Raw genomic sequence first — 25,821 nt, forward strand, 5'->3', positions numbered from 1 at the left:
AGTGGCGCTTAGCTGCGTGGTAGCAATGGTTCGCGCAAATGCGTCTAAGCCGACGCGGTGGAATGTTTTATGTTGTGCATAAATTGAAGGAGAAGCCTTATGTCCGCGTCGTTATCACCTCAGGAAAGCGCGCTGTTGCCGCAGATCCAGCAATGGATCGCGGCGCACCGCGCCGCATTAACCGATGATCTGGCCAAATGGATTGCCATTCCCAGCATCAGCCGCGCCGACCGCGCAGCGCCAGGCGCGCCGTTTGGCCCCGAGTGCGCGCAAATCTTGCAGCAGGTGTTAGATCAGGCCGAGCAGGCCGGTTTCAAAACCGAGCAGCATCAGGGCTACGCCGGTTCGGTAATTTATGGCGAGCACGCGCGCGACATCGGGCTGATCAACCATCTGGATGTGGTGCCGGCGGGCGATAACTGGACCTTTCCGCCCTTCACGCTGACGCAGCACGGCGATTTTGTGATTGGTCGCGGCGTGGCGGATAACAAAGGACCCGGCGTGCTCAATTTCTATCTGTTAAAGCTGATGCGCGATCTGAAAATTCCGCTGCATCACAATCTGCGCATCGTTTATGGTCTGGCGGAAGAGACCAACATGGCCGATATGGCGTGGTTCGCGGAGAACGGTCCAGTGCCTGATTATTCGATTGTCACCGATGGCATGTTCCCGGTGAACAATGCGCAGAAAGGGCAACTCAGTTTTACCCTGAATGTCGCCGAGTCGGGCGTGCTGGCGGATATTGTTGCCGGATCGGCCAGCAATAGCGTGCCGGATTTCGCCAGCGTGCGAATTGCGCAGGCCGATCAGCATGCGGTTAGTGAAAAGCTGGCGCTGCTGCAGGGCATTGCCGCGACCTATGTGTCGATCAAGCCGGAAAACGATGGCGCTTTCACCCTGGAAGCGCGCGGCAACGGCGGGCATGCCGCCTTCCCCGACGGCACGCTGAATGCCACGCAGGTGCTGCTCGCGGCGCTGATTGAGCTGGAGCTGCTGGGCGACCACGAACGTCAGTTGGCGGAAACGCTGGTACAGCTGTTTGCGTCGCCGTATGGCGAGAGCGCCGGATTGGGGCTGGAAGATGCGGAGTCCGGCAAACTGACGCTGAACGCGGGCGTGTGGTACAGCCATCACGCCGACACGCTGAGCATTGACTGCGATATCCGTTATCCGGTTTCGTGGCGCGGCGAGCAGATCGTCGAGATGCTGCAGCAGCAGTTAGCCGCTACTACCATTACGCTCGATCCCGGCTGGCGCGACGTGGCTCCGTTCTTCCTGCCGGCCTCACATCCGGTGATTTCGCTGCTGCAGCAAGTGTGGAATGACACCACCGGCAATGACGATCGCCCTTACGCGATGGGCGGCGTGACCCATTCGAAGAAGCTGCCAAACGCCATCACCTTTGGGCCCGGTTACCGGAGAACCGCAGCAAACACGCCCGATTTTTTACCCGAAGGCCATGGATTGCCGCACGGTGCCGACGAGACAATCCATCTGCCATCGCTGCTGGAGGCGTTGCCGAAATATGTGATCGCGTTGATCAGGTTGGATAGTTATTTGCTTGCGCAGGGCTAAACCGATCGCCATAAATGGCGACCGTACGGTTCAATTCATCACTAATCCGCCATCAACGTACAACGTTTGTCCGGTGACAAATTCGCTCCAGTCGGAGGCGAGAAACAGCACCGGGCCGGTAACATCTTCCGGTCGCGCGATGCGCCGCAGCGGGGTTTGCGCGGTAAGAGAATCGCGCACCTCCTCGCGCGTTGCCTGGCTGGCATCGGTGGGATACACCAGGCCGGGCGCCACGCAGTTTACGCGGATCCCTAGCGGGCCCAGCTCCGTCGCCAGCGTGCGGCTAAAGCCGGTCAATGCCGCTTTCGCGGTGATGTAATCGTGGTAAGGCACTGAAGGACGCGCCACCAGATCGCTGGTGAGATTAACGATACTGCCGCGCACGCGCGCACGCATTGAAGGCAGCGCCGCCTGGCAAACGTTATAGGCGGCTTTTACCGCGCCATCGAACTGTGACTGATAGCCCGACCACGACGTTTCCCAGAAACGTGAACGATTTTCAGTGTCGAAAACGTAAGGTGCGAAAGCGTTGTTGATCACCGCATCAAGACGGCCGGTGGCGTTGACGATCTGCTCCATCATCGCGTTGACCTGCTGCTCAGAGGTGACATCGGCGGCAATCGCCAGCGCGTCGCCGCCCAATGCGCGGCACTCCTCAACCACGCCCGCAGCGGCAGCTTCATTGCGCAGATAGTTCACCACCACAAACGCGCCTTCTGCGGCGAAGGCTTTAGCGATCGCCGCACCAATACCGCGACTTGCGCCGGTCACCAGTACTGTTTGGTTGGAGAATTTCATTATGGCTCCATGTTGATATGGTCACGCAATATCTGTAGCGGCGCGATTTATCGCGCGCAGCTGATTGATGCGCAATAAATTGCACCGCTACGGTATGTGCGATCTGTTGTCGCGTCACTCCGCATACGGTGCGCAACGCTCGGCGGCCGCTTCTGCGTCCTGCTCGATCTCCGTGATGGTCACCAGATCCAGCAAACTAAAACGTCCATCGTGATGCCAGCCCGCTTCCGGCGAGGTCATATTGCCGAACGCCGCGATACGCGTAACGCCCACTTGTCCGAGCAGAGCCGAAATGCCGAACAACGCCTGCGGCGCGGCCGCCACGCCTGCGGTTTGCAGAAAATGCCGCTGCGGCGCCACCAAATCGACCACTTCCTCCAGCGCATCCACGCACACCACTTTCAACGTACGGCCTAATGCCGCCGGCGATAAAGGCTCCGCATGATCAACGCTCACCACTGCCCAATCGTCTGCCGCCTCGCCGTAAAGCCTACGATCGCCGCCCAGCGCGCGAATCTCCTCGCCATTACGCCACGCGGCAATGCTGTTGATCTCTTCGCTCGCCAGCGGACGGCGCGGATGTTTGTGCGCCAGCGCGGCGAGTTCATGGGCGATGTAGCTGGCGAACTCATCCGGCGACACCTTGCCGCCGCGCTCGACAAACAGCATTTGCGGCGAGTAACAACCGGCCTGGTCGTAACGCATCACGTCATACGCCACGCAACGCGCCAGCTCCGCGCCTTGCCGTACATTCAGCGCCGAACGCGCCACCATTCCGAAGCTGATTTTGTGGCCGTGCGGCAGAAAGCGCGTGGTAACCGGCAAACGCTGTTGGATCGCCGCCAGCGTTGAATTTCCGCCATAAGCCACCAGCGCATCGGGCTGACGCAGCCACGTTAGTTCGGTTTGCGCATCGCCGCCTTTCCACCACACCACCGCGATACATTCGCCCAGTTTAGGATCGATCTCCGCCAGCAACTGCGCGAACCAGCTTGCCATCAGCGGCTCATTACCTGGCAGTTTACCGATGGTTCCCGCCTTAACCAGCAGACCGCAAATCAAACTCCACAGCGGCAAGCCCGGCACGTTGCCCGCCCAGATATGCATTAACAATTGCGGGCCAAATGCGCGCGCAAAGCCGCCTTTGGGGCGCGGCTGGAAATCGTCGAGCATCTGCGCATCGGCGAAATCCTCCGCTAGAAAGCGCTTTAACTGCGGTTGACGAAAGGTTTTCAGATAGCCGGTAAGGCCAAGCCGCACCATCTCGGCATCGTAACCGGTGACGATGGGCAGCAGCTTTTCGGCCTTGATGCGCACTGGATGATGACGATCGAGCAGTCGCGCCACCGCTTCATCAATGATGCCCATGATCTGCGCCACGCTCAGCTGCTGGAGATAAGCGCGGGCGTTGGTGCGGATGCGCGCTGCGAGCGCCTTAATCTGCGCGTCATCAAGCTGCGGAACGCTAACCTCGAGGCGCTGGCCACGATGATTGAAACTCAGCGTGTGCCACTGCACTTCGTCAGCGGAGAGGCCCGGCAGATGTCCGGCAATTTCTTTCACGACTGTGCCTGCGCGCTGGCGAGAAACGCTTCCATGGTCAGCGAACAGCCTTTGGCATCAGCGCCGGTCGCGCGTCCCAGCAGATGGAATCCGCCGGGCACCCTCACGCCTGCATCTTCCGTTAACAAGGCGGACACCGAGTTGAAATGCGCCAGATCGTGATGCACCAGCACGCCAACTTCGCCGTCCGGCACATCATCACCGGTAAGCGGATTGACCACGCGCGTGCGGATCCAGTGCGGCCCGGATTTCACCGCCGGGCAGCGCTCATTGCCCGCGTCGTAAAACTGCGTGCTGATTTCCGTCATGCCGTACATGTTGATGCAGTGGGAACGCGGGATACCGAAAGCGTGAGAGAGCGAAGCGTAGAATTCTTCCGCACCCATCTCGCGCGACTGGCCTTTGAAACCGCCGGTATCAAGAATGCGACTGCCTGCCGGCAGCGTGAAGCGGCGTTTTTGGCGCTGCATGTCATCCAGCAGAGGCACAAAGCTGTAACTGGCGCCCAGCAGCGCGTAGGGTTCGCCGCCCGCTTCGGCCTGTTCCAGCGCACTGAACAGACGACTGGTTTCGAGCCCATGTTCGTCCACCATCACTTCACTGTCCGGCGTGCCACACTCCTTCATCGCCAAATCAAGATAGGTCGCCAGCGAGGAGTTCGGCATCGCCACGGTATCCGGGAACAAAATGCCCATGCGAATGCGATCGCGGCCCGCCATAAAGCGACGGCGGAAGTTAAGCAGCATCGATTTTTTCCACACCTCCAGCGTCGAATGGTAACTGCGCCCTTTTACCGTGCCGGTGGTGCCGCTGGTCATGAAGATCTCGGCCATTTGGTCGGTGGGACGGCAGCTGAGCGTCAGATCTTTGAAGGCATTAATCGGGATGGCGGGAATGTTGCGCCAGTTTTTCACCGTCAGCGGCGTGCGTCCGCGCTGGGTGGCGAAGCGGCGATAAGGAAAATTGTGTGCGAACTGATAAGCGAAGATTTCGAGGGCCAGCTGGTTGAAATCGTCGTCTGAGCTATCTTCGCGCTGCAGGAATGTCAGCAGAGCCTGGATGATGTGTGTTTCGTTCATGTGCGTCGCCACCTTTGCGATTGCGCAGAGACTCTCAGGCAACGCCTGAAGAGCGCGAACTGTCCGCTACAAAGCACAAAGAGGGAATCAGGGCGCAATATCGCCCTGCGGTTCCGCATCCCTACGCCGGTATTAGCCGGATCAGGTTCGGAGGGTCACTACGTTGCTCGCGCATACACGCCAGCCGGTAGAATCTCAGCCCCTTAACAGAGCACCCCTTGGAACAAGCCGCAGTCTAGGATGGCGCGCGATGATGTGTCAACCATGTTAAATACGCGTGAAAATTTGAGCTGCCCGGCACAAATCAAGTCATGTCTTATACTCAGAGCATGAGTATTTGCGGAGGTGAAGTATGGCTGGCGGTTGGTCAGAAGACGGTGCGGTGCACAAACAAATTGATGCCACGGTAGATGATGCGGTGGCCCGCGCTCGTGAAAATCTCGGGCACGGTGAAAGTGCTGAATTTTGCGACGAGTGCGGCGAACCGATCCCGGAAGCGCGTCGCGCAGCATTGGCTGGCGTGCGTTACTGCGTGAATTGCCAGAGCAAGATCGATAAAAAACAGGCAGCGATCAGCGGTTATAACCGCCGTGGAAGTAAGGATAGTCAGTTGAGATAGTTATTTAAATTAGCAATTCAGGTTAATGGATATTTTAAAATTTCATTTGCACTTGTTACTTTTAATTAGAATTACCATTAATCTGAAGCAAGACAATTCGCATATCTCCTGATTTTCCAAAGTTAAATACTGCAGCACTATTGCTGAAGCCGAAAGAAGCGCCTAATTTTACAAACTTTATGGCTTAGATTTCACCTTGAGCAACTTGAGTTTAGCCAGTAATGCTGATAAGTTAGCCACACAACTCAACCCTGTACGCAGCGATTCAGTTCGCTGGCCGTTAGGGTGAAAAAACCGGCTCAGGCCGGTTTTTTCGTATCTTAAGGAAGGATAAGAGTGCGTACTGCAGTTTTTATTGACGGGTACAATGTATTTTATGGACTGCTGGCAGGTACGCCTTATAAATGGCTCAACTTGTCATTGCTGCTGTCGCATATATGCCGGGTACAGGATCCGACTGCCATAATTGAAACAGTAAACTATTACACCTCCTCGGTTATTCCCCATCTCGCCACACGCGGCATCGAATCCCGACACGCTCAGGATACTTATATTCGCGCGCTGAAGACGACCGGAATTAATATATTTACCGGACGTCATCGGCTTGAGCACGCTCGGGCTCCGCGTTTCATCAGTAAAAGCGTGCCAGCATCACGCTTGGATAAGGTGGATATCTGGGAGCTGGAAGAAAAAGAAACCGATGTGAATATTGCCATCAGTATGTACCGTTTATTTGCAAAACAGCAGAAGTTGGCAACCGAAGAGAGAATCGCGCAGCTGGTGTTAGTTTCAGCTGACACCGACATGACGCCAGCACTCAAGGCTATTCGCGAAGATTTTCCCGACGTTCGCATCGGGATCATTTTGCCGCACCGCCAGGGCAACGTACGTGGTGTTCCGGGTTCACTGCAGAATCATAGTCACTGGATACGCAGAACGATCACCAATGAAGAGCTTGATGCATGCCAGTTTCCTGTTCGGGTTGCGACGCGTAAAAAACCTGCGGTTAAACCCGAATATTGGTAAGCATCAGAACCACGCCATTTAATGCGCCTCGCGGTAAATGGCATAGCTCGCGATGTTCTCCGTCGTGGCCTATTTCATATCGAAACGTAATGCGAGAACGGTTACTGATAAATCATTCAGTTCAACGTCCTGCGTCAGGCTAAATCCTATTAGCTCTCATCAGCGCTTAAACCTGAATTACGCGGCCTCAACCGGCTGACAAATCTCCAGAATGGCCAGCAGATAGATGCGCACCATGTCGAGGAATTCACTGATTTCTACGCGCTCATCCGGCATGGTGTTGTATTTGCCGCCTGGCCCACAGACGATCCCTTCCATGCCCGCATGCTGATAGAGATGTGCCGCATCGGTGCCGAAGAACGCCGGAGGCGTGATCACGCCGGTGGGCTGTTCGGTGCCGCGCACGGTTTTCCAGCCGCGATTCACCGCTTTGACGATGGCGGATTCCGGTGACACTTCGAACGGCAACATGGTGGGTTTATCACGGATGCCATCATCATAAAGCTCGGCTTTCAGTCCCGGATAGCGCTGGCACAACGTGTTCAGCAGCGCCTGCAGATCGGCGAGCACACCTTCCACCGTTTGTCCTGGCGCGAAACGTGCCGAGCCTTTTAAGCGCACAAAGTCAGCCACCTGCGGCGGTCGCCACTCTTCCAGATCGCGGCCTAACGCGCCATGCACGGTACCGATATGACCACGGTTAATCTTGCGATGCTCAGCGGTTTTCGCGCCGCTAAAGGTTATGCCGTTAATCTGCGGAATCAGCTCGACGGCGGCGCTGATCGCATCCACCGCTTCTTCCCGTTTTGACAGATGGCGCGTATCGCCGGTGAGCTCAATAGTAAACATCAGCGAACCGGCGTGCATGGTCAGCGCTTGCAGATCTGTGGGTTCGGCATTGATGAAGTAGTCGGCGCGCACACCTTGCTCAATCGCCGCCAGCGTACCAATGCCGCCCTGCAACTCACCCACCACATAGGTCAAAATCACATCGCCTTTCAGCTTTACACCGGCATCAATCAGTGTTTTCAACGCGCAAAAATAGGCGGCATCGCCCGCTTTCATGTTCGAAACGCCAATACCGTAGATAAACTGTTCGTCGATTTTTCCTTCCCAGGGATCGACGGTCCAGCCTTCGGTGACTGGATTGGTATCCAGATGTCCGTTGAACAGTAGGCTTTTGCCGCCGCCGCTGCCTGCCAATCGTCCGATGGCATTCAGCCTGTCGCCGGGCACATTCTGCAGTTCGGTTTCCAGGCCCAGCTGCGCCATCTGCGCGGCCATGTATTTCGCCAATTCACGCTCGCCATCGGTGGCGCTGTAGCTTTTGTGCTGCACCATTTTTGCCAGGAATGAGAGGCAAAAATCGCGATCGATATGATGAATCAACTGTTCAGGCTTCATGTTTCTCTCGTCATGCAACGGACTTGGATAAGTCGGGAATATGCACCGCATCAAGCAGTGCACGAGTATAAGGATGTTGCGCCAGCGCCGTCATGTTGTCGCCGGGCAGCACTTCCACCACGTCACCGCGATACATCACGGCGACACGATGGGCGATTTGGCGAATCAGGTTGAGATCGTGGGTAATAAACAGATACGCGGTGCCGTAGCGGCGGCGCAGTTCCAGCAGCAGCTCGATAATGGTGGCCTGCACCGAGACGTCGAGCGCGGCGGTGATCTCGTCACAAATCACCAAATCCGGCGGATTGGCAAACGCACGGGCGATAGCAACGCGCTGCTTCTGCCCGCCCGACAATGCATGCGGATAACGCTGCGCAAACTCCGCCGGCAAACGCACTTCCTGCAGCAGGCGCGCGACCGCCTGCGCTTCGGTTTCACCTGCGGGTAAACCATACAACCGCAGTGGCCGTGCGATGATTTCGCCAATGGTCATGCGCGGATTCAGCGAGGCATCTGGATGCTGGAAAATCATCTGCACGCGGCGGCGATACTCTTTATCCATTTGCGCCCGGCCATGCAGCGCGTAGCCACAAAAGTCGAGCTCGCCGCTGAACGGTACCAGCCCGGTAATGGCTTTACCGAGCGAGGATTTGCCGGAACCCGATTCGCCAACCACGCCGAGAATTTCTCCCTGATGAACGGTGAGCGCAACCGCATTGGCGGCGCGCGTAGTATTGGCTTCACGCTTCAGCAGACGATCAAGAAGACCGTGTTTGCCGTAATCGATGGTCAGCTGTTTCAGGCCGAGTAACGGTTGGTTGCCGGGCGCGTCCTGCACCAGCCGGTGCTGCGGATTGGGTACCGCCTCAATCAGCTTGCGCGTATAGGCGTTTTGCGGCGCGCTGAACAGGCTGCGCGTGTCGGCCTGTTCGACAATGCGTCCCTGTTCCAGCACACAGACGCGATTGGCCACTTTGGCCACCAACGCCAGATCGTGCGAGATGTAGAGCGACGCAACGCCGGTCTCTTCGCGCAAACGCTCGTACAAATCGAGGATTTGCGCCGAGCTGATCACATCCAGCGCGGTGGTTGGCTCATCAAAAATCATGCAGTCCGGCTGGCAGGCAAATGCGGTGGCGATCAGGATGCGCTGCTTCTCGCCACCCGACACCTGATGCGGATAGCGGCGCATCATGCGCGCCGGATTTTTAAGTTCAACGTCACGCAGCAGCGATTCGCCCATCTCCTGCGCTTCACGCGCCGATAAACCGCGATGGCGGCGTAACACTTCGGTGACCTGCTCACCCAATGTCAGCGTGGGATTGAGCGAGGCGCTGGGATCCTGAAAAATCATGCCGAGTTTGGCACCGCGCAGCGCTGTCAGTTTGGCCGCGGGTAAAGTCAGCAGGCTCTCGCCGTTGAGACGAATATCGCCCTGCAGCTCGCGCGCATTGCCCGCCAGCCAGCGCATGATCGCCCAGCCGAGCGTGGTTTTGCCGGAACCCGATTCGCCCACCAGCCCCAACACTTCGCCGGGCATCACCTGCAGGTTGATGTCACGCAGTACCGGTAGTGCATGTCCTTTGGCTAACGCGTAATCGAGACTGTAATTTTCCACCGACAGCACCGGTGTAAGCTTGTCACTCATCAGTGGCTCCTTGGGTTGAGCACATCACGCAGCCCGTCACCCAGTAAATTAAACCCAATGGCGACCAATGCGATGGCGAGGCCCGGAATCATCATCATCCACGGCGCATTAAAGAAGTAAGCGCGCGCTTCAGAGACCATCAATCCCCATTCTGGCTCTGGCGGCTGCGCGCCCAAACCCAGAAAACTCAGGGTGGCAAACAGCATGATGGCGAAGGCGACGCGAATGGTGGCTTCCACGATGATCGGCGCCAGAATATTCGGCAGCATTTCTCGCAGAATGATGTAGTGCCCGGCTTCGCCGCGCGCGATGGCGGCGTTGATGTAATCCTGCTGGCGGGCGGCCAATGCCACGCTGCGCGAGATGCGCACCATGCCCGGCACAAAGGCGATAGTGATCGCCAGCACCGCGTTCATGCTGCTCTGCCCAAGCGTGCTGACAATCAGCAACGCAAACAGCAGGCTGGGAATCGCCATCACCGCATCCATGGTGCGCATCATGAACTCATCAAATTTGCCGCCCAGATAGGCGCTGGCGGTACCGAGCACCGAACCGATTACCATCGCCAGCGCGGTCGCCAGCAGCGACATTAGAATGGTTGAGCGTGCGCCCACCATTACGCGGCTGAAGATGTCGCGGCCCATCTGATCGGTACCAAACCAGTGTTCCGCGCTGGGCGGCTTATAGCGCGTCAGAATGGAGATCGATTCGGGATCAAAAGGCGCGACGTGCGCACCGCCCACCACCATCAGCAGCGCCAGCAAGATAATCAGCACGCCAGCGGCACCCTGCGGTGAACGCAGCAAACGTTTCAACATATCAGGCATAGGAGATCCGCTTATCGAGAGTGACATAGGCCAAATCAGCCAGGAAGTTCACCACTGAATAGGTCGCGGCAAGAATCATCACGCCAGCCTGAATGGTGGGCAGATCGCGCGCCTGCACGGCGACAATCAGTTCACGGCCAATGCCGGGAATGGCGAAGATCTCCTCCACCACCACAATGCCGCCCAGCAGATAACCAACATCCAGCGCCACAATGGTGATGGTCGGCAACAAGCCGTTACGCAGCGCATGTCGCCAGAGAATGCGGCGACGCGATAAGCCCTTTAGCCACGCGGCGCGGATGTAATCGGTATGCAACACATCGACCATTTCTGAGCGCACCATGCGCGAGACGTGCGCCACCAGAATCAGCGCCACGGTCACCGAAGGTAGAATCAGGTGCTGGATCCCGCTGACGAAGTTCTCACTGAGCGGCACATAGCCGGTGGCGGGCAAAATCTGCCAGACATCAGCAAACAGCAGCAGCACCAGCGTGGCGGTGACGAACTCCGGGAAGGAGATGCCGATATAGGAGATGACACTCACCAGCACATCGGCGGTTTTGCCACGGCGCACCGCCGCCCAGATGCCGAGGGGTATGGCGATAATCAGCATCAGAATTAAGGCGCACACCGCCAGCAGCAGCGAGCGTGATAATGCCGTCAGCAGCGTCGGCGCCACTTCAAGACCATTGCGCATCGATACGCCAAAGTTGCCCTGCAGCGCCTGCGTCAGCCAATGCCAATATTGCAGCCACGCTGGGGCATCCAGCCCCAGACGTTCACGCACCGCCGCTAGCGCTTCCGGCGTGGCGTTTTGTCCCAGCAAGGTGACAGCCGCATCGGCCGGTAACAGTTGCGTGATGCCAAAAACCAGCAGCGACACCACTAACAAGGTGTAAACCATCAGCAGAAGGCGTTTGAGCAGATAACTTGCTGTCACGTTCGCTCCTTACGCTGCGCGCTTCGGCGCTTTGTCGGTTAACCAGATATGGTCAAGACGGAATACCGCACCGCGCGGATGCAGATGATATCCGCCGACATAATCGCGGCTGGCGGCGAGCAGATCGAAGAAGGTCGGGATCACCGATGGCACTTCGTCATGCATCAGCTGCTGCGCTTTGCCATACAGCGTGGTGCGCTGTGCTTCATCGCGGGTTTCACGCGCCGCACTTACCGCTTTATCGAACTCCGCGTTGTTCCAGCGCGTTTCATTCCACGATGCGGTTGTGGTGTAGAGCAGCGAGAACACCGCGTCTGGCGTCGGCTGCATGTTGTAGAAGCCAACGTAGAAGTTGCCCTTCTTCCACACCTGATCGAGATAGGTGCTGTGCGCCATGGTCTGCACGTTGATGCGGAAACCGCCCTGTTTCGCCATCTCGCGCAGGGCAATGCCCAGCTGCGTGCGGGTGGCCGGTTTGTCGGAGGCGATAAGTGTTAAATCGATCCCGTTGGGATAACCGGCCTCCGCCAGCAGCGCTTTGGCTTTGCTGTAATCCACCGCTTTTTTCGCCAGGTTGGCGAAGAACGGATACGCGCCGTTAATCGGCGTGTCGTTGCCCGGTGAACCCAGGCTATCCGCCACGAAATCCACCGACGCCTGACGATCAACGCACAGTGCCAGCGCCTGACGTACCCGCACATCGTTAAACGGTTTTTGGTCGCAGCCCATGTTCACATTGAGGAACTGGCCGGAGGCCACGCGCAGCGGCAGCACGCCGGAAGATTTGGACAGGCGCGCGAACTCGCTCGACTGCGCGCTCAGCATCAGATCGGTGTCACCGGAGATCAGCGCGGAACTCTCCGCGATGCCATCGGGATAGACCATCACTTCCACGCCATCCAGATAGGGACGCGCCGGATCGTAGTAATGCGGATTGCGCTTCACCACAATTTTGCGTTCTGGGTCGTAGGAGACCAGCTGGAAAGGACCGGCGCCGAACGAGGCTTTGCTCAGCTTGTCATACTGACCTTGCGCGATACTGGCGGGGATGATTTTCGCATCCGGATAAGCCAGCATCACCGGCAAATCGGCGTAAGGCGCATCGGTTTCAATCAAAACCGTGTTGGTATCTGGCGCGCTGACGGCGTTAATCGGCCCAATGTTATGCAGCGCTGGCGAGGCATTTTTCGGTTCGAGCAGCGCCTGCAGGCTGGCGACCACATCGGCGGAAGTCAGCGCGGAACCGTCGCTGAACTTTAGGTTCGGGCGCAGGGTAAACGTCCACTGTTTAAGATCGGCGCTGGCCTGCCAGGATTGCGCCAAATCGGCTTCGGCTTCCATCTCCTGCGTCAGACGCGTTAAGCCGCTGTACAGCAGTTCCGCCACCAGATATTCCGGGTTGACGCGCACCTGATGTGGATTTAACACGCCGACGGCTTGATCAACGCTGATGCGCAGCACACCGCCTTTACGCGCCGTGCCGCCCGGCGTGGCGCTCGCCACCTGCGCGGCATGGGCCGAGAACGACCAGGGCAGCATCGCTGCGCCCGTCAGAGCGGTAGAACTGGCGATAAACTGTCTGCGGTTTAACCCTTTCATTGCGCACATCTTCTCTTCCTCGTGATTAGTTAATAACCCTGGGTTGGCTGAAAATCATCGGCGAGATACGCCAGAATGGACTGCGAAAGTGCGATCACATCTGCCAGCGTGGTGTACTCATCGGCGGCATGAATGCGGTTGTCAGGACGGGCGAGGCCGCCGAGTAAAATCTCCTGAATCCCGGCTTGCTGGACCCAGCCCATATCGGAACTGGTGGACGATCCCCAGGGTTTGAATTCGCTGGGTTGGAAGCCAAAACCCTGACTCAGCGCCGCCTGCCAGCGCGGCCAGTGCGGACCGTCCGGATTAGCGACCGGCGCCAGATGGCCAATCATTTGCAGCGTGACGTCGAGCGCGGGGCTGTCGCGCATCGCACTTTCCACACAGTGCGTCAGCTCCTGCCACACCGCGTCAAAGCGCTCTTCCGGCGCGTAGCGGCGGTTAATCAGCAGCTCAAACCGTTCTGGAATGGTTGATCCTTTGCTGCCGCCCTGCGCAGCGGCCAGCGTTAGCAGTGACGTCAACGGTTTGCCGTGATAGTGCGGCGGAGAAGGCATCGCCGAGGTGCGTTGTTCCACCTCGAGCTTCAGCTGATAAAGCGCGTTCATCATTGGCAGCGCCGCTTCAATAGCATTAATGCCGTTAACCGGATCGCCGGAGTGCGCCGAACGTCCGGTGATAATCACTTTGAGATCGATGCTGCCAAAGCAACCGGCCCAGATGCGCGGCACCGCGCCGCCGTTGAAGCTGAGCAGGTGACCGGAGAAAAGCTGTTGTTCCGCCAGATAACGAATGCCGGGATACAAGCCGCCCTCTTCATCGCTACACAGCAGAAATACCGGATTAAAACGCAGCGGGATGGCCGCCGCCTGTGCCGCGCGCACTGCCGCCATCGCGGCAACAATGGTGCCTTTCATGTCTGCCGCGCCGCGCCCAAACAGCTTGCCTTCTGCTGCGGTCAGCGTGAGCGCCGGAAAACGCCAGCCATCGCCGGCGGGCACGGTATCGGTGTGGAAATAGAGATTGCAGTTTTCAGCGGCACCGGCATTAAGCGATGCCAGCAAATTGACACGTTCACCGTACGCGCTGCCGTCCGGTGCCTGCCATAAATGTTCCGGCACGGAGACGCGCGCAAAATGAAAATCCAGCGGTGTTAACAAGTGCGTCATCACGTCAGCAAATGCGCCATAACCGTTGCCCGGCGGGAAGCAGGTATCCACCTCCAGCATCTGTTTGAGGTCATCCGTCATTTGCGCGCCGTCATGAGCAATCATCGCTAATGCGTTGTTAAACCGTGGATTTTGCGTCATAGGATTATCGTCTGTTGTATTTCTATATAGTTTATAGATAATGCAATTCAACGACTGAGGTCAATCGGTAATCGGAAACATGCAAAAAAACTATGACGCGAACCACGCTCAACCTTTCGCCAGACTCAGCGAAGGTGAAGGTGCGCCGCTGTACGAAGTGGTCAAGCGCCATATCAGCGAATCGATCCTGCAAGGTGAACTGCCCGCAGGCACGATTTTGCCGAGTGAAAATAGCCTGGCGGCGAAGTTTGGTGTGTCGGTGGGCACAGTGCGCAAAGCGCTGGCGGCGCTGACCACGGAAGGCATGCTGATGCGACGCCGCAAAACCGGCACCGTGGTAACCGGCTGGGCGCCGCTGCACAATCTCAGCCACTTTTTCCAGTATTTTCGCCTGCACGATAAAACCGGCGGATTGCTGCAATCCGATACCCGATTACTGGATTATCAACTGAGTCTTGCCAGCGCCGACGAAGCAGAGAAACTGCAAATTGGTCAGGGCGATGAAGTGATCCGGCTGAAGCGTTTGCGTCGCGTGAAGGGCATCGCCGCGATGCATGAAACGCTGGTGCTGCCCTCGGCGCGACTGGCCGATTTCCCAGCAGCCGATCAGTTACCGCCGCTGCTTTATCGCTATTTGTTTGAGCGCTACGACCTGCGCGTCGCCGCCGTGCGTGAACAAATTACCGCTACGCTGGCGAATGAAGAGGATGCGGCGCTGCTGGAGCTGAGTTTGCCGCACGCCGTGATGGTGATTGATGAAGTGTCATTTGACCAAAGTGCCCTGCCGGTAATTTTGGCGCACCACCGTTTTAGTACTGAACACTTTATGTATGTGAATGAGATCCGCTAAGCGCGCGGCATGAACCGCCATCTGAGTAGGGTTAAACAGCGCAGATGCGCCGGGTTTCTGGCTGTTTCGGGAAAATGTTCTAAGCTATTTAGGTAGTTAAAACTTATTCCACTGAAAGGAACTCATCACGATGAAAAAAACAGTACTGGCAACGGCATTTCTTGGCACTTTTATGGCAATGACATTGACCGCTTGCTCTTCAAATCAGGCGATTAAGACCACCGACGGACGCACGATTGTGACGTCTGGTAAGCCGCAAATCGACAGTGACACGGGCCTTGTTTCTTACAAGGATGCGCAAACCGGTAAAACTGAGCAGATCAATCGCGACAAGATTACCAACATGAGCGAACTGGATAATTAATATCCTTTTAACAGCCTGGAGAGACTAATGAAAAAATCAATTTTGCTTTCTATTACTGCGCTTATTGCCCTGTCCGCTTTAACCGGATGTACGCGTACCTCGTACGCCATCCACACCAATGATGGACGCACCATCGTCACCGATGGCAAACCACAGGATGCTGAAACCGGCCTGCTGGGTTACGTCGATGCCAATGGCGTGAAGCAGCAAATTAATAAAAGTGACGTGAAAGAGATCTCTGAAGTTCCGCATAAATAATCTTTCTCACTCAAGCCGCCCGCTGTAGTGGATTTCCTTACAGCGGTGCGGGCTTAAACACCATTCAAATCTTAAAACGTATAGGTCACCGCCGCTGTTGCGGTCAGCTGATTCTGCCTGAACACGATGGGACTGTCCGCCGCGTGATCGTCCAGCCACGTGTAGCCCGCGCTTAACGCGCCGCCCCAATGATGGGTAAACTGATGACTCCATGTCAGATCGGTTTCTACCCCATAAAATCCCGCTGCCGGTGAGTAAGTCGCATAGCCACTTTTCACGCTTTGACGCGCACTAACGCCGTACCAGGTTTGCATGTAACGCGCATCCCCAAACAACGCGGACGTCTGCAAGGAAAGGCTATCCTGCTGGCTTTGCAGCGGAATTAACGTTACCGAGGTGCGATAATTCACGCCCTGACTGTCTGTCAGCGACAGCACGGCTTTCGCTTCGAGGACCAGCCACGGCGAGACCGCCCAACCGGCCGCAATAGCGGTGTTGAGCGTGGCATTGATCGTGCCCATGCCACGCAGCTTGTCAGAACCGTCGCGCCAGTCGGAATCTTTGTCTGCCCTGCCCAGGCCATATCCCAGCGAATGCTCCAGATACAGGCCGCTGTCGCTTTGCAGATCGTAGCCGACCCCCTTTTGGGAATCGACGAAAAAGGCACCTTTTCTGGCCTGCAACATCGGCACCGCTTGCCAGCGTTGCTTGTCCGCGCCGCTGTATGTCGGCGTGGTCTGCGCGCCCACGCCAATCATCACGCCATCCTGCGCTGCGCTGTCATCAGCGCGGCTGCTGGTACTGATACTGACCAGTAACAAACAGCCACTGTACAGCGCCTTTTTTCTCGTTATCATCGTGTCACCTCAGTTACCCATCTGTTTTTAGCCCCTTGCCCGGGCGTTGCGTCACGGATTGGAGTATCCCGAAGCATTGTCAATAACGTGCCAGGGATTTATGAAGAAACTGTCAAGGTGAGCCATGAACAACAGACGAGTATTGGTTATTGAGGATGATGCAGACGCGGCAGACGTGCTGGAAGCCTATCTGCTACGTGAAGGATACGCCGTGGAGATTGCCGGCGATGGGCATAGCGGACTTGAGCGCGTTGAGAAGTGGAAACCCGATCTCATTCTGCTCGACATCATGTTGCCCGGCATGAACGGCACCGAGGTGCTGGCTGCCGTGCGACGCCGCGCGGACACGCCGGTGATTATGATTACCGCGATGACCGACACGCCCGACAGAATCGGCGCGCTGCGCTTAGGCGCGGATGACTACGTCGTGAAACCCTATCATCCGGGCGAAGTGGTGGCGCGCGTGCAGGCGGTGCTGCGCCGCAGCCGGGCGGCCGTTGCAGAGGATGAAGTGCTGCGCTGGCAGGCGCTTGAGGTCAATACTGCCGCGATGACTGCAATGGTCGCGCAGCCAGAGCAACAGCCAACACGCGTTGAACTCACGCCAACCGAATTTTCCCTGCTGGTGACCCTGATGCGAGCGCCGGTACGCGCACTCAGCCGTCACTATCTGATCGAAACCTGCATGCCTGAAAGCGAGGCGCTGGAAAGGGTGATCGACACCCACGTTTACAACCTGCGTAAGAAGCTCGAAAACGCCGGTTTATCCGAGATATTACTTAACGTGCGCGGCGTGGGTTACAGGTTCAGACAGCCATGAAAAAGTCACCTCCTCAAACGCTATGGCGCTGGATCTGCGTGCGTATTTTGACGCTGGCGATCGTCACGGTGATTGCCGTCGCCGGGATTATGTTCCTGCGCTTTGCGCTGCAAAACCTGTGGATCATCCACCATATGCCGCCGGAGATGCGCCAGGAATTTCTGACGCTGCGTGCGCATCCGCAAACCAATCTGCCGCGCTTCCACGAGATCGTTGATGAACGCTGGGGCGTGCGCTACTCCGATCCTTCGGTGGGTGCCGCTGACTGGCTGATGGTGATCATCCTGATTTTCATCATTACGCCGTTTGTTGCCTTCACCGTTCTGCGCAACGCCCGCCCGCTGGCGTTGCAGTTTAGCCACCTGAAAAAAACCGCTGATCGGGTATCCGAAGGGCAGTTTGGTTCCGCCGCCACCATTGTAAAAAGCGCGCCGGCGGAGCTGTTGCACTTCGCGCACGACTTTAATCGCATGAGCCAGCAGCTGGCGCTCTACGATCGTGAACTGCGCGCCTCGCACGTGGCGCTGGCACACGAACTCCGTTCGCCGCTGACGGCCGCCATTGGCCGGTTACAAGGTCTGCGGGATGGCGTGTTTCAGCCCGAACCGCAGCAGCTGGAGATGATCATGAAACAGCTGCGCCACATGAGCCGACTGATTGATGAGCTGCACCTGCTGTCGCTGGCCGACGCCGGGCAACTCAAGTTGGATCTGCATGAGATCAACCCCGGAGAACTGGCGCGGGAGCGCGTGGCCTGGGTGCGACCGCAAGCCGAAGCCAGCGGCATGATCATCAGCGTGGCAGCAGACAGCACGCTCACCTGCCGTGCCGATCCCTTCCGCTTGGGCCAGGTGTTTAGCGTGTTGATTGAAAACGCCTTGCGCTATGGCAAACCTGCGGGCCAGTTGCAGATTACTGCCCGCGCGGTGCCGGGAGGCTGCAGCATCGAATTCAGAGATGATGGCCCCGGCGTGGCGCCTGAGTTTCTGCCCGAGATGTTTGAACGTTTCACGCGCGGTGAATCCTCGCGCGCGCGCCACTCAGGCGGCAGCGGGCTGGGCTTGTCGATCGCCCGCGCCATCTGCGCGGCGCATGGCGGCAGGATCAGCGCCAAACTACCCAAAGAGGGCGGCCTCAGCCTGGCGATTTTCCTGCCGGACGTCAGTCCGGCACCGTTTTAAGCGCTCTTGACAGGATCTTGACTCGCCGTACAACGAATCTCGACAGTTAGCCGTTTTAATGGCGCCAAATCCTTGTACGGAGTGGCGCCATGACTGACTCTTTCACCGGCCTGGTCAAACAGGCCGCCGACCATCTTATCGATGCACAACGCCTGATAACGTTACTGCCATTGTTGCCCTGCATGGTGGTCATCGCCTTGTCGCTGACTGCCTGCGGGCCACGCGATCCCTTACCACCCGCGCCTCCCCGACCGGTAAAATTCATCACCGTGAAGCCCGCCTTGGAAGGGCAACAGGTGCAGATGACCGGCGATATTCATGCCCACGACGAAACATCATTGGGTTTCAGGCTGGATGGGCGGATTCTGACGCGCCCTGCCGAAGTGGGCGATCGTGTTGACGCCGGTCAGGTGCTGGCAACGTTAGAGAGCAGCACTACCGCCAATGCGTTACGCAGCGCGATGGCGGACACCGACAGCGCGCGGGCAGCTGAACGCGTTGCGGCGCTGAATCTACATCGTATGAAACAGTTGATGCCTTCCGGTGCGATTGCACGGGCGCAGCTCGACAGCGCGCAATCCGATTGGCAATCCGCTGCGGCGCACCTGCAAAGCAGCGAAGCCGCACTCAACAGCGCGCAGGAAAATCTACGCTGGACGCAGCTGACGGCTCCTTTTAGCGGCGTGATCACCGCCGTCAGCGACTCTGCCGGACAGGTCGTGAGCACCGGTCAAACGGTGATGTCACTGGCAAGCGGTGCGCGGCGGGATGTGGTTCTGGATGTGCCTTTCCCGGCAGCATTTTCCTCGCTCCCCAGCGATGCCTTTCGCGTAACTCTGCTCTCTTCACCGGCGATCACCGCGCAGGCGCATCTGCGCGATATCAGCCCGCAGGCCGATCCGCAAACGCGGACCTGGCGGGTTCGATTAACGCTAGACGATCCACCGCCAGCGATGCTGTTGGGCGCCAGCGTCAGCGTTGCACTACCGGAGAGCGATCCCCGCACCTTTATCCTTCCTGCATCCGTGCTGACGCGCCTTGCGGACAAGCCGGCGGTGTTTGTGCTGGATGCGCAGCGCGGCAAGGTCACACGCCGCACGGTGGTGATTTCCCGCTTCACCGCCAGCGAAGTCTATATCGCCAGTGGTCTCACGGCAGGCGAAAGCGTGGTCACGGCAGGCGTCAGCACACTGCGCGATGGCGAAGCGGTTGCGCGGGGAGATGAGCAGCCATGAGTGAACCTTCCGCTCGCGATAAATTCAACCTTTCCGCCTGGGCGCTGGCTCATCAACAGCTGATGGCTTTTCTGATGCTGATGATCCTTGGCGCTGGCGTGCTCAGCTATCAGGCGCTGCCGCGCAACGAAGATCCCGCCTTTACCATCAAAACCGCCGTGGTCTCCGCGCAATGGCCCGGTGCCGATCTCGACGATACGGTGCAACTGCTGACTGAACCGCTGGAGAAAAAGCTGCAGGAAGTGCCCTATCTGGATTACGTGCAGAGCGAAACGCATCCCGGTAAAACCGTTATCTTTGTCAATCTGCGCGACAGCACGCCGCCCGGCAAAGTGCAGGACATCTGGTATCAGGTACGCAAGAAAATGCAGGATGTCAACTCCGCGCTGCCTGCGGGCGTTGCGGCACCGGCGGTCAATGATGATTTTGACGATACCTTTGGCACGATTTACGGTTTTACTGCGGAAGGATTCAGCACGCGTGAACTGCGCGATCGCGTTGAGTCGATTCGCGATCGGCTGATGAGCGTACCGGATGTCGGCAAAATTACGTTGCTCGGCGTGCAGGAGCAGCAGATTGTGGCGAGCTTCTCTCCGCGCACGCTCGCGGGAATGGGCCTGAGCCTGCAACAGGTCACCGATGCCTTGCAGGCGCAGAATGCCTTGTCACCCGCAGGCGTCATTCGCACCGACAGCGATAACATCGCGCTGCGCGTCAGCGGTGCCTTCAACTCGGAACAAAGCCTGCGCGCCGTGACGCTGCACATCAACGATCGCTACATTCCCCTGACCGATATCGTCACGCTGACGCGTGTGGCGGCGGAACCGCCAACGCCGCTCTATCGCGTCAACGGTAAGCCAGCGATTGGGCTGGCGATCTCCATGGCGCCGACCGGCAATATGCTGGATTTTGGCCACGCGTTAACGGACAAAATGTCGCTGATTGCCAGCCAACTGCCGCACGGAATTGAGGTAACGAAAGTGGCGGATCAGTCGCGGGTGGTCAACGACGCGGTCAGCGGATTTGTGCGGGTGCTCGGGGAAGCCATCTTTATCGTGCTGGCCGTCTCTTTCGTCTCGCTCGGGCTGCGTGCCGGTTTAGTGGTGGCGGCGGCGATTCCTCTGGTGCTGGCGATGACCTTTACCGGCATGATGCTGGCGGGCATTGGGCTGCAACGCATTTCCCTTGGCGCGCTGATCATCGCGTTGGGGTTGTTGGTGGATGATGCGATGATCGCGGTGGAGACCATGGTCGCCCGACTCGAAGCCGGTGATTCCCGCTGGCGCGCCGCTACCGTAGCCTTTGAAACCACCGCATTTCCGATGCTCACCGGCACGCTGGTGATGATTGCCGGTTTCATTCCCGTCGGCTTCGCCGCGTCCGGCGCGGGGGAATATTGCTACTCGCTGTTTGTGGTGGTGCTGATCTCGCTGCTCAGTTCATGGGTCGTTGCGGTGTTGTTCTCTCCGCTGACCGGCAGCTGGATCCTGTCATCAAGGCCAGGTAAACCGCACGCTGAGCCCGGTTGGTTGCTGCGCCTCTATCGCCGTCTGGTTTCACAGGTGTTACGCCATCGGGGCTTGACGCTCGGCCTGGCGGGCGCATCGCTGCTGCTCGCCATCTGGGGCATGAGCCACCTGCAGGGCGAGTTTTTCCCGGCATCCGATCGCCCGGAGCTGCTGGTCAGCCTCACGCTGCCGGCGAACGCCTCGCAGGCGCGCACCTTAAGCGTGGTAGAACAGCTCGAAGCGAAACTCAGCGGCAACACCAATATCGACCATTTCTCCTCCTATAGCGGCAGCGGCGCCGTGCGTTTTTATCTGCCGATGGACGTGCTGAACGATGATGAAAACATCGCCCAGCTGGTCGTGGTAGCCAAAAATCTGGCGGCGAGGGATCGGTTGAAAGCTGAACTCGATCGCCTGCTGGCACGCGATTTCAGCGATGTGGTGACGCGCGTATCGCCGCTGGAACTGGGTCCGCCGGTTGGCTGGCCGATCCGCTATCGCATCAGCGGGCCGCACTACGAGCGGGTGAAACAGTATGCGGAAAAGCTGGCCAGCATCCTCGGGCAATCCCGCGCGACGCGCAGTGTAAACCTGACAGCGGGCGAGCCGGAACGCGTCATCACCTTTGTGGTGAACCAGACTGCAGCCCGAGCGGCTGGCGTCTCTTCACAGGATATCGCGCAGCTGCTGAACCGCGTGTGGTCCGGTCAAAGCGTGACTACCGTGAGAGATCATAACCGGCTGGTTGACGTGGTGTTGCGCGCCAACGATGCTGACCGGCTGGATTTAACTGGCCTCGCTGCGCTGAAACTGACCACCGCGGCAGGCACGAAGATTGCCATCGGCCAGGTTGCGACGCTGCAGTGGGGATTGCAGGATCCGGTGATGTGGCGTCGCCAGGGTTTTCCCTATGTGGTGGTACAAACTGATGTAGCGGCGGGCATGCAAGCGGAGACCACATCCGCGCAGCTCAGCGCAGATGTCCAGCAGCTGCGTGCCGGATTAGCGCCGGGTTACACCCTTGATGAAGAGGGCACGGTTGCCGAATCGGATAAAGGTAACGGCTCAGTGTTTGCCGTTTTGCCGGTGACGTTGTTTGTCATGCTGATACTGCTGATGGTGCAGCTGCAACGCGTATCGCGCATGTTGCTGGCATTGGCGATGGCGCCTTTTGGACTGCCTGGCATTGTTCTGGCAATGCTGCCCAGCGGCACGCCGATGGGATTTGTCGCCCTGCTCGGTATGATTGCGCTGGCTGGCATGATCATCCGCAACGCGGTGATCCTGATCATGGAAGCCGATAGCAATCTGCGTGCTGGCATGTCGCGCAATGATGCGGTAAGCCAAGCGGCTGAGCATCGTGCCCGGCCGATTCTTCTCACCGCCTGCGCCGCGATTTTAGGCATGATTCCCATCTCGCAACAGGTGTTTTGGGGGCCGATGGCCTACGCCATCATTGGTGGATTGCTGGTGGGAACGCTGATGACACTGACGGTATTGCCCGCTGCGCTCAGTCTGGTGATGCAGCGTGAATCAGCGTCTTCCGCTGAATGAAAAAGGGTTGGCTGGCCTTGCGCCAGCCAACATACGTTAACGTGCCAGGCGCCAGCCGCGTGTCAGGCGCTTCTCTATCTCCACCAGCACAAAGATCCCGGCGCTCACCGCCAGCGAAATCAGCCAGTATTTGAACGGCAGCGGCGCGGTGCCAAACAGCGTGTTCATCAGTGGAACATAGATAATCATCGCCTGCAGCGCGATAAGCACCACGGTGACCAGCCAGATGCCACGGTTTTTCAGCAAGCCGGCATCCAGCGAGAATCCGTTGCTGTTGCGGCAGTTCAGCATGTAAACCCACTGCGCGGTGACCAGCATCTGCAGCAGCACGGTGCGGATGAACTCCGGCGTGTAGCCGCGCGGCTGGAGCCAGGCTTCCAGCACAAAGGCGCTAATCGAAATCAGCAGGCCGACGAAGATGACGCGCCAGATGGCGTAAGCGTCCATCACCGGGCTGCGTGCGTTACGCGGCGGGCGGCGCATGATGTTGCGCTCTGCCGGTTCAAATGCCAGACCAAACGACAGCGTTGCCGAGGTCGCCATGTTCATCCACAGAATCTGCACCGGCGTTAGCGGCAGCAGGTTGCCCATCAGAATCGCAATGATGATCAGCAATCCCTGCGCGAGGTTGGTCGGCATGATAAACAGGATGGTTTTCTTCAGGTTATCGTAGACGCGTCGGCCCTCTTTCACTGCCGCCGCGATGGTGGCGAAGTTGTCGTCGGCGAGGATCATATCCGCCGCCTCTTTGGTCACTTCGGTGCCTTTGATACCCATCGCGATACCAACGTTGGCCTGCTTCAGCGCGGGCGCATCATTGACGCCATCACCGGTCATGCCGACGATCTCACCGCTGCTCTCCAGCGCTTTCACCAGACGCAGCTTATGCTCGGGGCTGGTACGGGCAAAGATGTCGTATTCACGCGCCGCCACGCCCAACTCGGCATCGTCCATGTGCTCCAGTTGATAACCGGTAATCGCAGAATCGCTGTTACCAATGCCCAGCATCTGGCCAATCGCCATCGCGGTTTCCGGGTGATCGCCGGTAATCATCTTCACGCGAATCCCTGCCTGCTGGCAGTCGCGAATCGCGGTGATGGCCTCCGGACGCGGCGGATCCATCATGCACGCCAGGCCCAGCATCTTCATGCCGTTGCGTAAATCCTCATGATCGATGTGGTGCTGCGCTTCCGGCAGCCAGCGCCACGCGGCGGCAACCGTGCGCAACCCTTCGCTGGCGTAGGTGGTGATCGCCGCTTCCCAATACTCGCGATCAATCACTTCCGCATCGGTAGCGCCCTGCTGCTGTTGACACAGCGACAGCAACACATCGGGCGCACCGGTCATCAGCAGGCACGGTTTGCCATCAATCAGGCAGCTCACCGCCATGTATTTGTAGGCCGAGTCAAACGGCAGCTTGCTCAGGATCTGCACCTTGTCACTGTGAATGCCCGCCTTGGCGGCCAGCACTTTCAGCGCCCCTTCGGTTGGGCCACCCACAATGCCCCAGTTGCCGTTGGCATCCTGACGCAGCTGGCTTTCGTTACAGATATCCACCACCTGCAGGAAGCCCTGCATCAGCGCATCGCTCTGCTGACCCGCTTCAAGGGTAAATTCACCTTTAGGCTCATAGCTGTTACCGCTGATGCGCCACTGGCTGTTCGCCAGCACCACCGCTTTCACCGTCATCTCATTCATGGTCAGCGTGCCGGTTTTATCCGAGCAGATCACCGTCATGGCACCGAGCGTTTCGACCGTCGGCAGCTTGCGAATGATGGCGTGATTGCGTGCCATCGACTGCACGCCAAGCGACAGAATGATCGAAATAATCGCCGGTAAACCTTCCGGCACCGCCGCTACCGCGAGGCTGATCACCGACAGCAGCAGCTCCGTCACCGCGATGTCGCGCAGCAGATAACCAAACACAAACAGCGCCGCCATCATCAACATGATGATGCCGAAGATGGCTTTTCCGAGTTTGTCGATCTGCACCAGCAGCGGGGTTTTCGCCTCTTCAATCGCGGAGATCATCGCATTGATGTGGCCCAGCTCGGTGTCGCCGCCGGTGGCGATCACCACGCCCAGCGCGGTACCTGAACTGACGGTGGTGCCGGAATAGGCCAGATTCAGGCGATCGCCGAGCCCTTTTTCACCTTCAAGTGCCACGGTGTTCTTTGATACCACCGTGGATTCGCCGGTCAGAATCGCCTCTTCGACACGCAAGTTATGTACCTCGAACAGCCGCAAATCCGCCGGGATCTTATCGCCAGGACGCAGCATTACCACATCGCCGACCACCAGATGCTGTGTAGCGACGGTGATCTGCTGGCCATCGCGCAGCACCATGGCATCGCTCGACATCATGTTCTGGATGCTTTTCAGCGACTTTTCGGCGTTGCTTTCCTGAATGAAGCCGATCAGGGCGTTGATCACCGCCACGCCGAGAATCACAAAGGTATCCACCCAATGGCCCATCACCGCGGTGATCACCGCCGCAGCTAGCAAGATGTAGATCAGTACATCTTTGAAATGCGCCAGAAAACGCATCAGCAGTGACTTATCCGCCTTTTGCGGCAGCACGTTCGGCCCGTTGGCATCCAGTCGTTGCTGTGCGTCGGTGCTGCTCAACCCCGCGGGTGAGCTGTTGATGGCTTTAAATACGGCGGCGTTATCCTGCTGATAATAGGGACGCGCGGATGCTTCCGGACGTTTTGGCTGAATAGGAATAACGGTCATAATTAACCCCGTGACAGTGAATTGAAAATAAAAAAGCGTGCGAAAATAAAAACCACATTTTAATTATATT

The 25,821-nt window shown here is 58.0% G+C and carries 21 protein-coding genes and 1 riboswitch; of the genes, 10 read left to right on the forward strand and 11 right to left on the reverse strand.

Annotated features, from left to right (window positions below; all coding sequences use genetic code 11):
* Window positions 1–99 precede the first annotated feature (99 nt).
* Window positions 100–1,575, forward strand: coding sequence for a Sapep family Mn(2+)-dependent dipeptidase (locus tag K5Y33_RS12370; RefSeq protein ID WP_222234105.1), 1,476 nt, complete (start codon window positions 100–102; stop codon window positions 1,573–1,575).
* Window positions 1,576–1,605: 30 nt separating this feature from the next.
* Here the strand turns inward: K5Y33_RS12370 and K5Y33_RS12375 are convergent, their stop codons facing one another.
* From K5Y33_RS12375 to K5Y33_RS12385, 3 genes are all read right to left on the reverse strand, one after another.
* Entirely contained in the window at window positions 1,606–2,373 is a 768-nt protein-coding gene (locus K5Y33_RS12375) for a 3-oxoacyl-ACP reductase (RefSeq protein ID WP_222234106.1), read from the reverse strand.
* A gap of 114 nt (window positions 2,374–2,487) precedes the next feature.
* The gene (locus tag K5Y33_RS12380; RefSeq protein WP_222234107.1) at window positions 2,488–3,936 is read right to left on the reverse strand and encodes an acyl-CoA reductase; all 1,449 of its coding nucleotides are present in this window, start codon (window positions 3,934–3,936) and stop codon (window positions 2,488–2,490) included.
* Window positions 3,933–5,015, reverse strand: coding sequence for a long-chain fatty acid--CoA ligase (locus tag K5Y33_RS12385; RefSeq protein WP_222234108.1), 1,083 nt, complete (start codon window positions 5,013–5,015; stop codon window positions 3,933–3,935). Before K5Y33_RS12385 ends, K5Y33_RS12380 begins: the two co-directional genes overlap by 4 nt.
* Before the next feature lie 101 nt (window positions 5,016–5,116).
* Window positions 5,117–5,244, reverse strand: a riboswitch (TPP riboswitch).
* Window positions 5,245–5,367: 123 nt separating this feature from the next.
* Between K5Y33_RS12385 and K5Y33_RS12390 the strand changes: the two genes are divergently transcribed.
* A complete protein-coding gene (locus K5Y33_RS12390; protein ID WP_008110643.1) occupies window positions 5,368–5,634 on the forward strand; it encodes a DksA/TraR family C4-type zinc finger protein in 267 nt (88 codons plus the stop codon).
* Between the two features lie 336 nt (window positions 5,635–5,970).
* The gene (locus tag K5Y33_RS12395) at window positions 5,971–6,660 is read left to right on the forward strand and encodes an NYN domain-containing protein (RefSeq protein WP_222234109.1); all 690 of its coding nucleotides are present in this window, start codon (window positions 5,971–5,973) and stop codon (window positions 6,658–6,660) included.
* 177 nt (window positions 6,661–6,837) lie between these two features.
* Here K5Y33_RS12395 and K5Y33_RS12400 read toward each other — a convergent pair whose 3' ends face one another.
* Genes K5Y33_RS12400 through K5Y33_RS12425 form a run of 6 tightly spaced genes read right to left on the reverse strand, consistent with a single transcriptional unit; the run spans window position 6,838 to window position 14,388 of the window.
* On the reverse strand, window positions 6,838–8,064 hold the full coding sequence (locus tag K5Y33_RS12400) for a M20 family metallopeptidase (protein ID WP_222234110.1): 1,227 nt from the start codon (window positions 8,062–8,064) through the stop codon (window positions 6,838–6,840).
* 10 nt (window positions 8,065–8,074) lie between these two features.
* A complete protein-coding gene (locus tag K5Y33_RS12405) occupies window positions 8,075–9,712 on the reverse strand; it encodes an ABC transporter ATP-binding protein (protein WP_222234111.1) in 1,638 nt (545 codons plus the stop codon).
* A complete protein-coding gene (locus tag K5Y33_RS12410; protein WP_222234112.1) occupies window positions 9,712–10,539 on the reverse strand; it encodes an ABC transporter permease in 828 nt (275 codons plus the stop codon). Before K5Y33_RS12410 ends, K5Y33_RS12405 begins: the two co-directional genes overlap by 1 nt.
* Complete coding sequence (locus K5Y33_RS12415; protein WP_007885920.1) at window positions 10,532–11,479, reverse strand: ABC transporter permease; 948 nt, start codon at window positions 11,477–11,479, stop codon at window positions 10,532–10,534. Before K5Y33_RS12415 ends, K5Y33_RS12410 begins: the two co-directional genes overlap by 8 nt.
* Before the next feature lie 9 nt (window positions 11,480–11,488).
* A complete protein-coding gene (locus tag K5Y33_RS12420; protein WP_222234113.1) occupies window positions 11,489–13,087 on the reverse strand; it encodes an ABC transporter substrate-binding protein in 1,599 nt (532 codons plus the stop codon).
* A 20-nt stretch (window positions 13,088–13,107) separates the two neighbouring features.
* Entirely contained in the window at window positions 13,108–14,388 is a 1,281-nt protein-coding gene (locus K5Y33_RS12425; protein WP_222234114.1) for a M20 family metallopeptidase, read from the reverse strand.
* 79 nt (window positions 14,389–14,467) lie between these two features.
* Between K5Y33_RS12425 and K5Y33_RS12430 the strand changes: the two genes are divergently transcribed.
* The 3 genes from K5Y33_RS12430 (at window position 14,468) to K5Y33_RS12440 (ending at window position 15,860) form a co-directional block, all read left to right on the forward strand.
* A complete protein-coding gene (locus K5Y33_RS12430; RefSeq protein ID WP_110867130.1) occupies window positions 14,468–15,238 on the forward strand; it encodes a GntR family transcriptional regulator in 771 nt (256 codons plus the stop codon).
* Between the two features lie 130 nt (window positions 15,239–15,368).
* Window positions 15,369–15,602, forward strand: coding sequence for a YgdI/YgdR family lipoprotein (locus tag K5Y33_RS12435; protein ID WP_007885913.1), 234 nt, complete (start codon window positions 15,369–15,371; stop codon window positions 15,600–15,602).
* A 27-nt stretch (window positions 15,603–15,629) separates the two neighbouring features.
* On the forward strand, window positions 15,630–15,860 hold the full coding sequence (locus tag K5Y33_RS12440; protein WP_222184172.1) for a YgdI/YgdR family lipoprotein: 231 nt from the start codon (window positions 15,630–15,632) through the stop codon (window positions 15,858–15,860).
* Between the two features lie 71 nt (window positions 15,861–15,931).
* Here the strand turns inward: K5Y33_RS12440 and K5Y33_RS12445 are convergent, their stop codons facing one another.
* Entirely contained in the window at window positions 15,932–16,717 is a 786-nt protein-coding gene (locus tag K5Y33_RS12445; protein ID WP_222234115.1) for a MipA/OmpV family protein, read from the reverse strand.
* A gap of 124 nt (window positions 16,718–16,841) precedes the next feature.
* On the opposite strand from K5Y33_RS12445, the gene K5Y33_RS12450 reads away from it, so the two are divergent.
* The 4 genes from K5Y33_RS12450 (at window position 16,842) to K5Y33_RS12465 (ending at window position 23,015) form a co-directional block, all read left to right on the forward strand.
* Window positions 16,842–17,537 carry a response regulator transcription factor gene (locus K5Y33_RS12450; RefSeq protein WP_101761262.1) on the forward strand — a complete coding sequence of 232 codons (696 nt, stop codon included), beginning with the start codon at window positions 16,842–16,844 and terminating at the stop codon, window positions 17,535–17,537.
* Window positions 17,534–18,718, forward strand: a complete 1,185-nt coding sequence (locus K5Y33_RS12455; protein WP_222234116.1) for a cell wall metabolism sensor histidine kinase WalK — start codon at window positions 17,534–17,536, stop codon at window positions 18,716–18,718. Before K5Y33_RS12450 ends, K5Y33_RS12455 begins: the two co-directional genes overlap by 4 nt.
* An 89-nt stretch (window positions 18,719–18,807) precedes the next feature.
* A complete protein-coding gene (locus K5Y33_RS12460; RefSeq protein WP_222234117.1) occupies window positions 18,808–19,953 on the forward strand; it encodes an efflux RND transporter periplasmic adaptor subunit in 1,146 nt (381 codons plus the stop codon).
* On the forward strand, window positions 19,950–23,015 hold the full coding sequence (locus K5Y33_RS12465) for an efflux RND transporter permease subunit (protein WP_222234118.1): 3,066 nt from the start codon (window positions 19,950–19,952) through the stop codon (window positions 23,013–23,015). Before K5Y33_RS12460 ends, K5Y33_RS12465 begins: the two co-directional genes overlap by 4 nt.
* Window positions 23,016–23,051: 36 nt before the next feature.
* Here the strand turns inward: K5Y33_RS12465 and K5Y33_RS12470 are convergent, their stop codons facing one another.
* On the reverse strand, window positions 23,052–25,751 hold the full coding sequence (locus tag K5Y33_RS12470) for a cation-transporting P-type ATPase (protein ID WP_222234119.1): 2,700 nt from the start codon (window positions 25,749–25,751) through the stop codon (window positions 23,052–23,054).
* Window positions 25,752–25,821 lie beyond the last annotated feature (70 nt).

This window comes from Pantoea sp. DY-17 (assembly GCF_019795975.1).
GTDB lineage: Bacteria > Pseudomonadota > Gammaproteobacteria > Enterobacterales > Enterobacteriaceae > Pantoea > Pantoea leporis.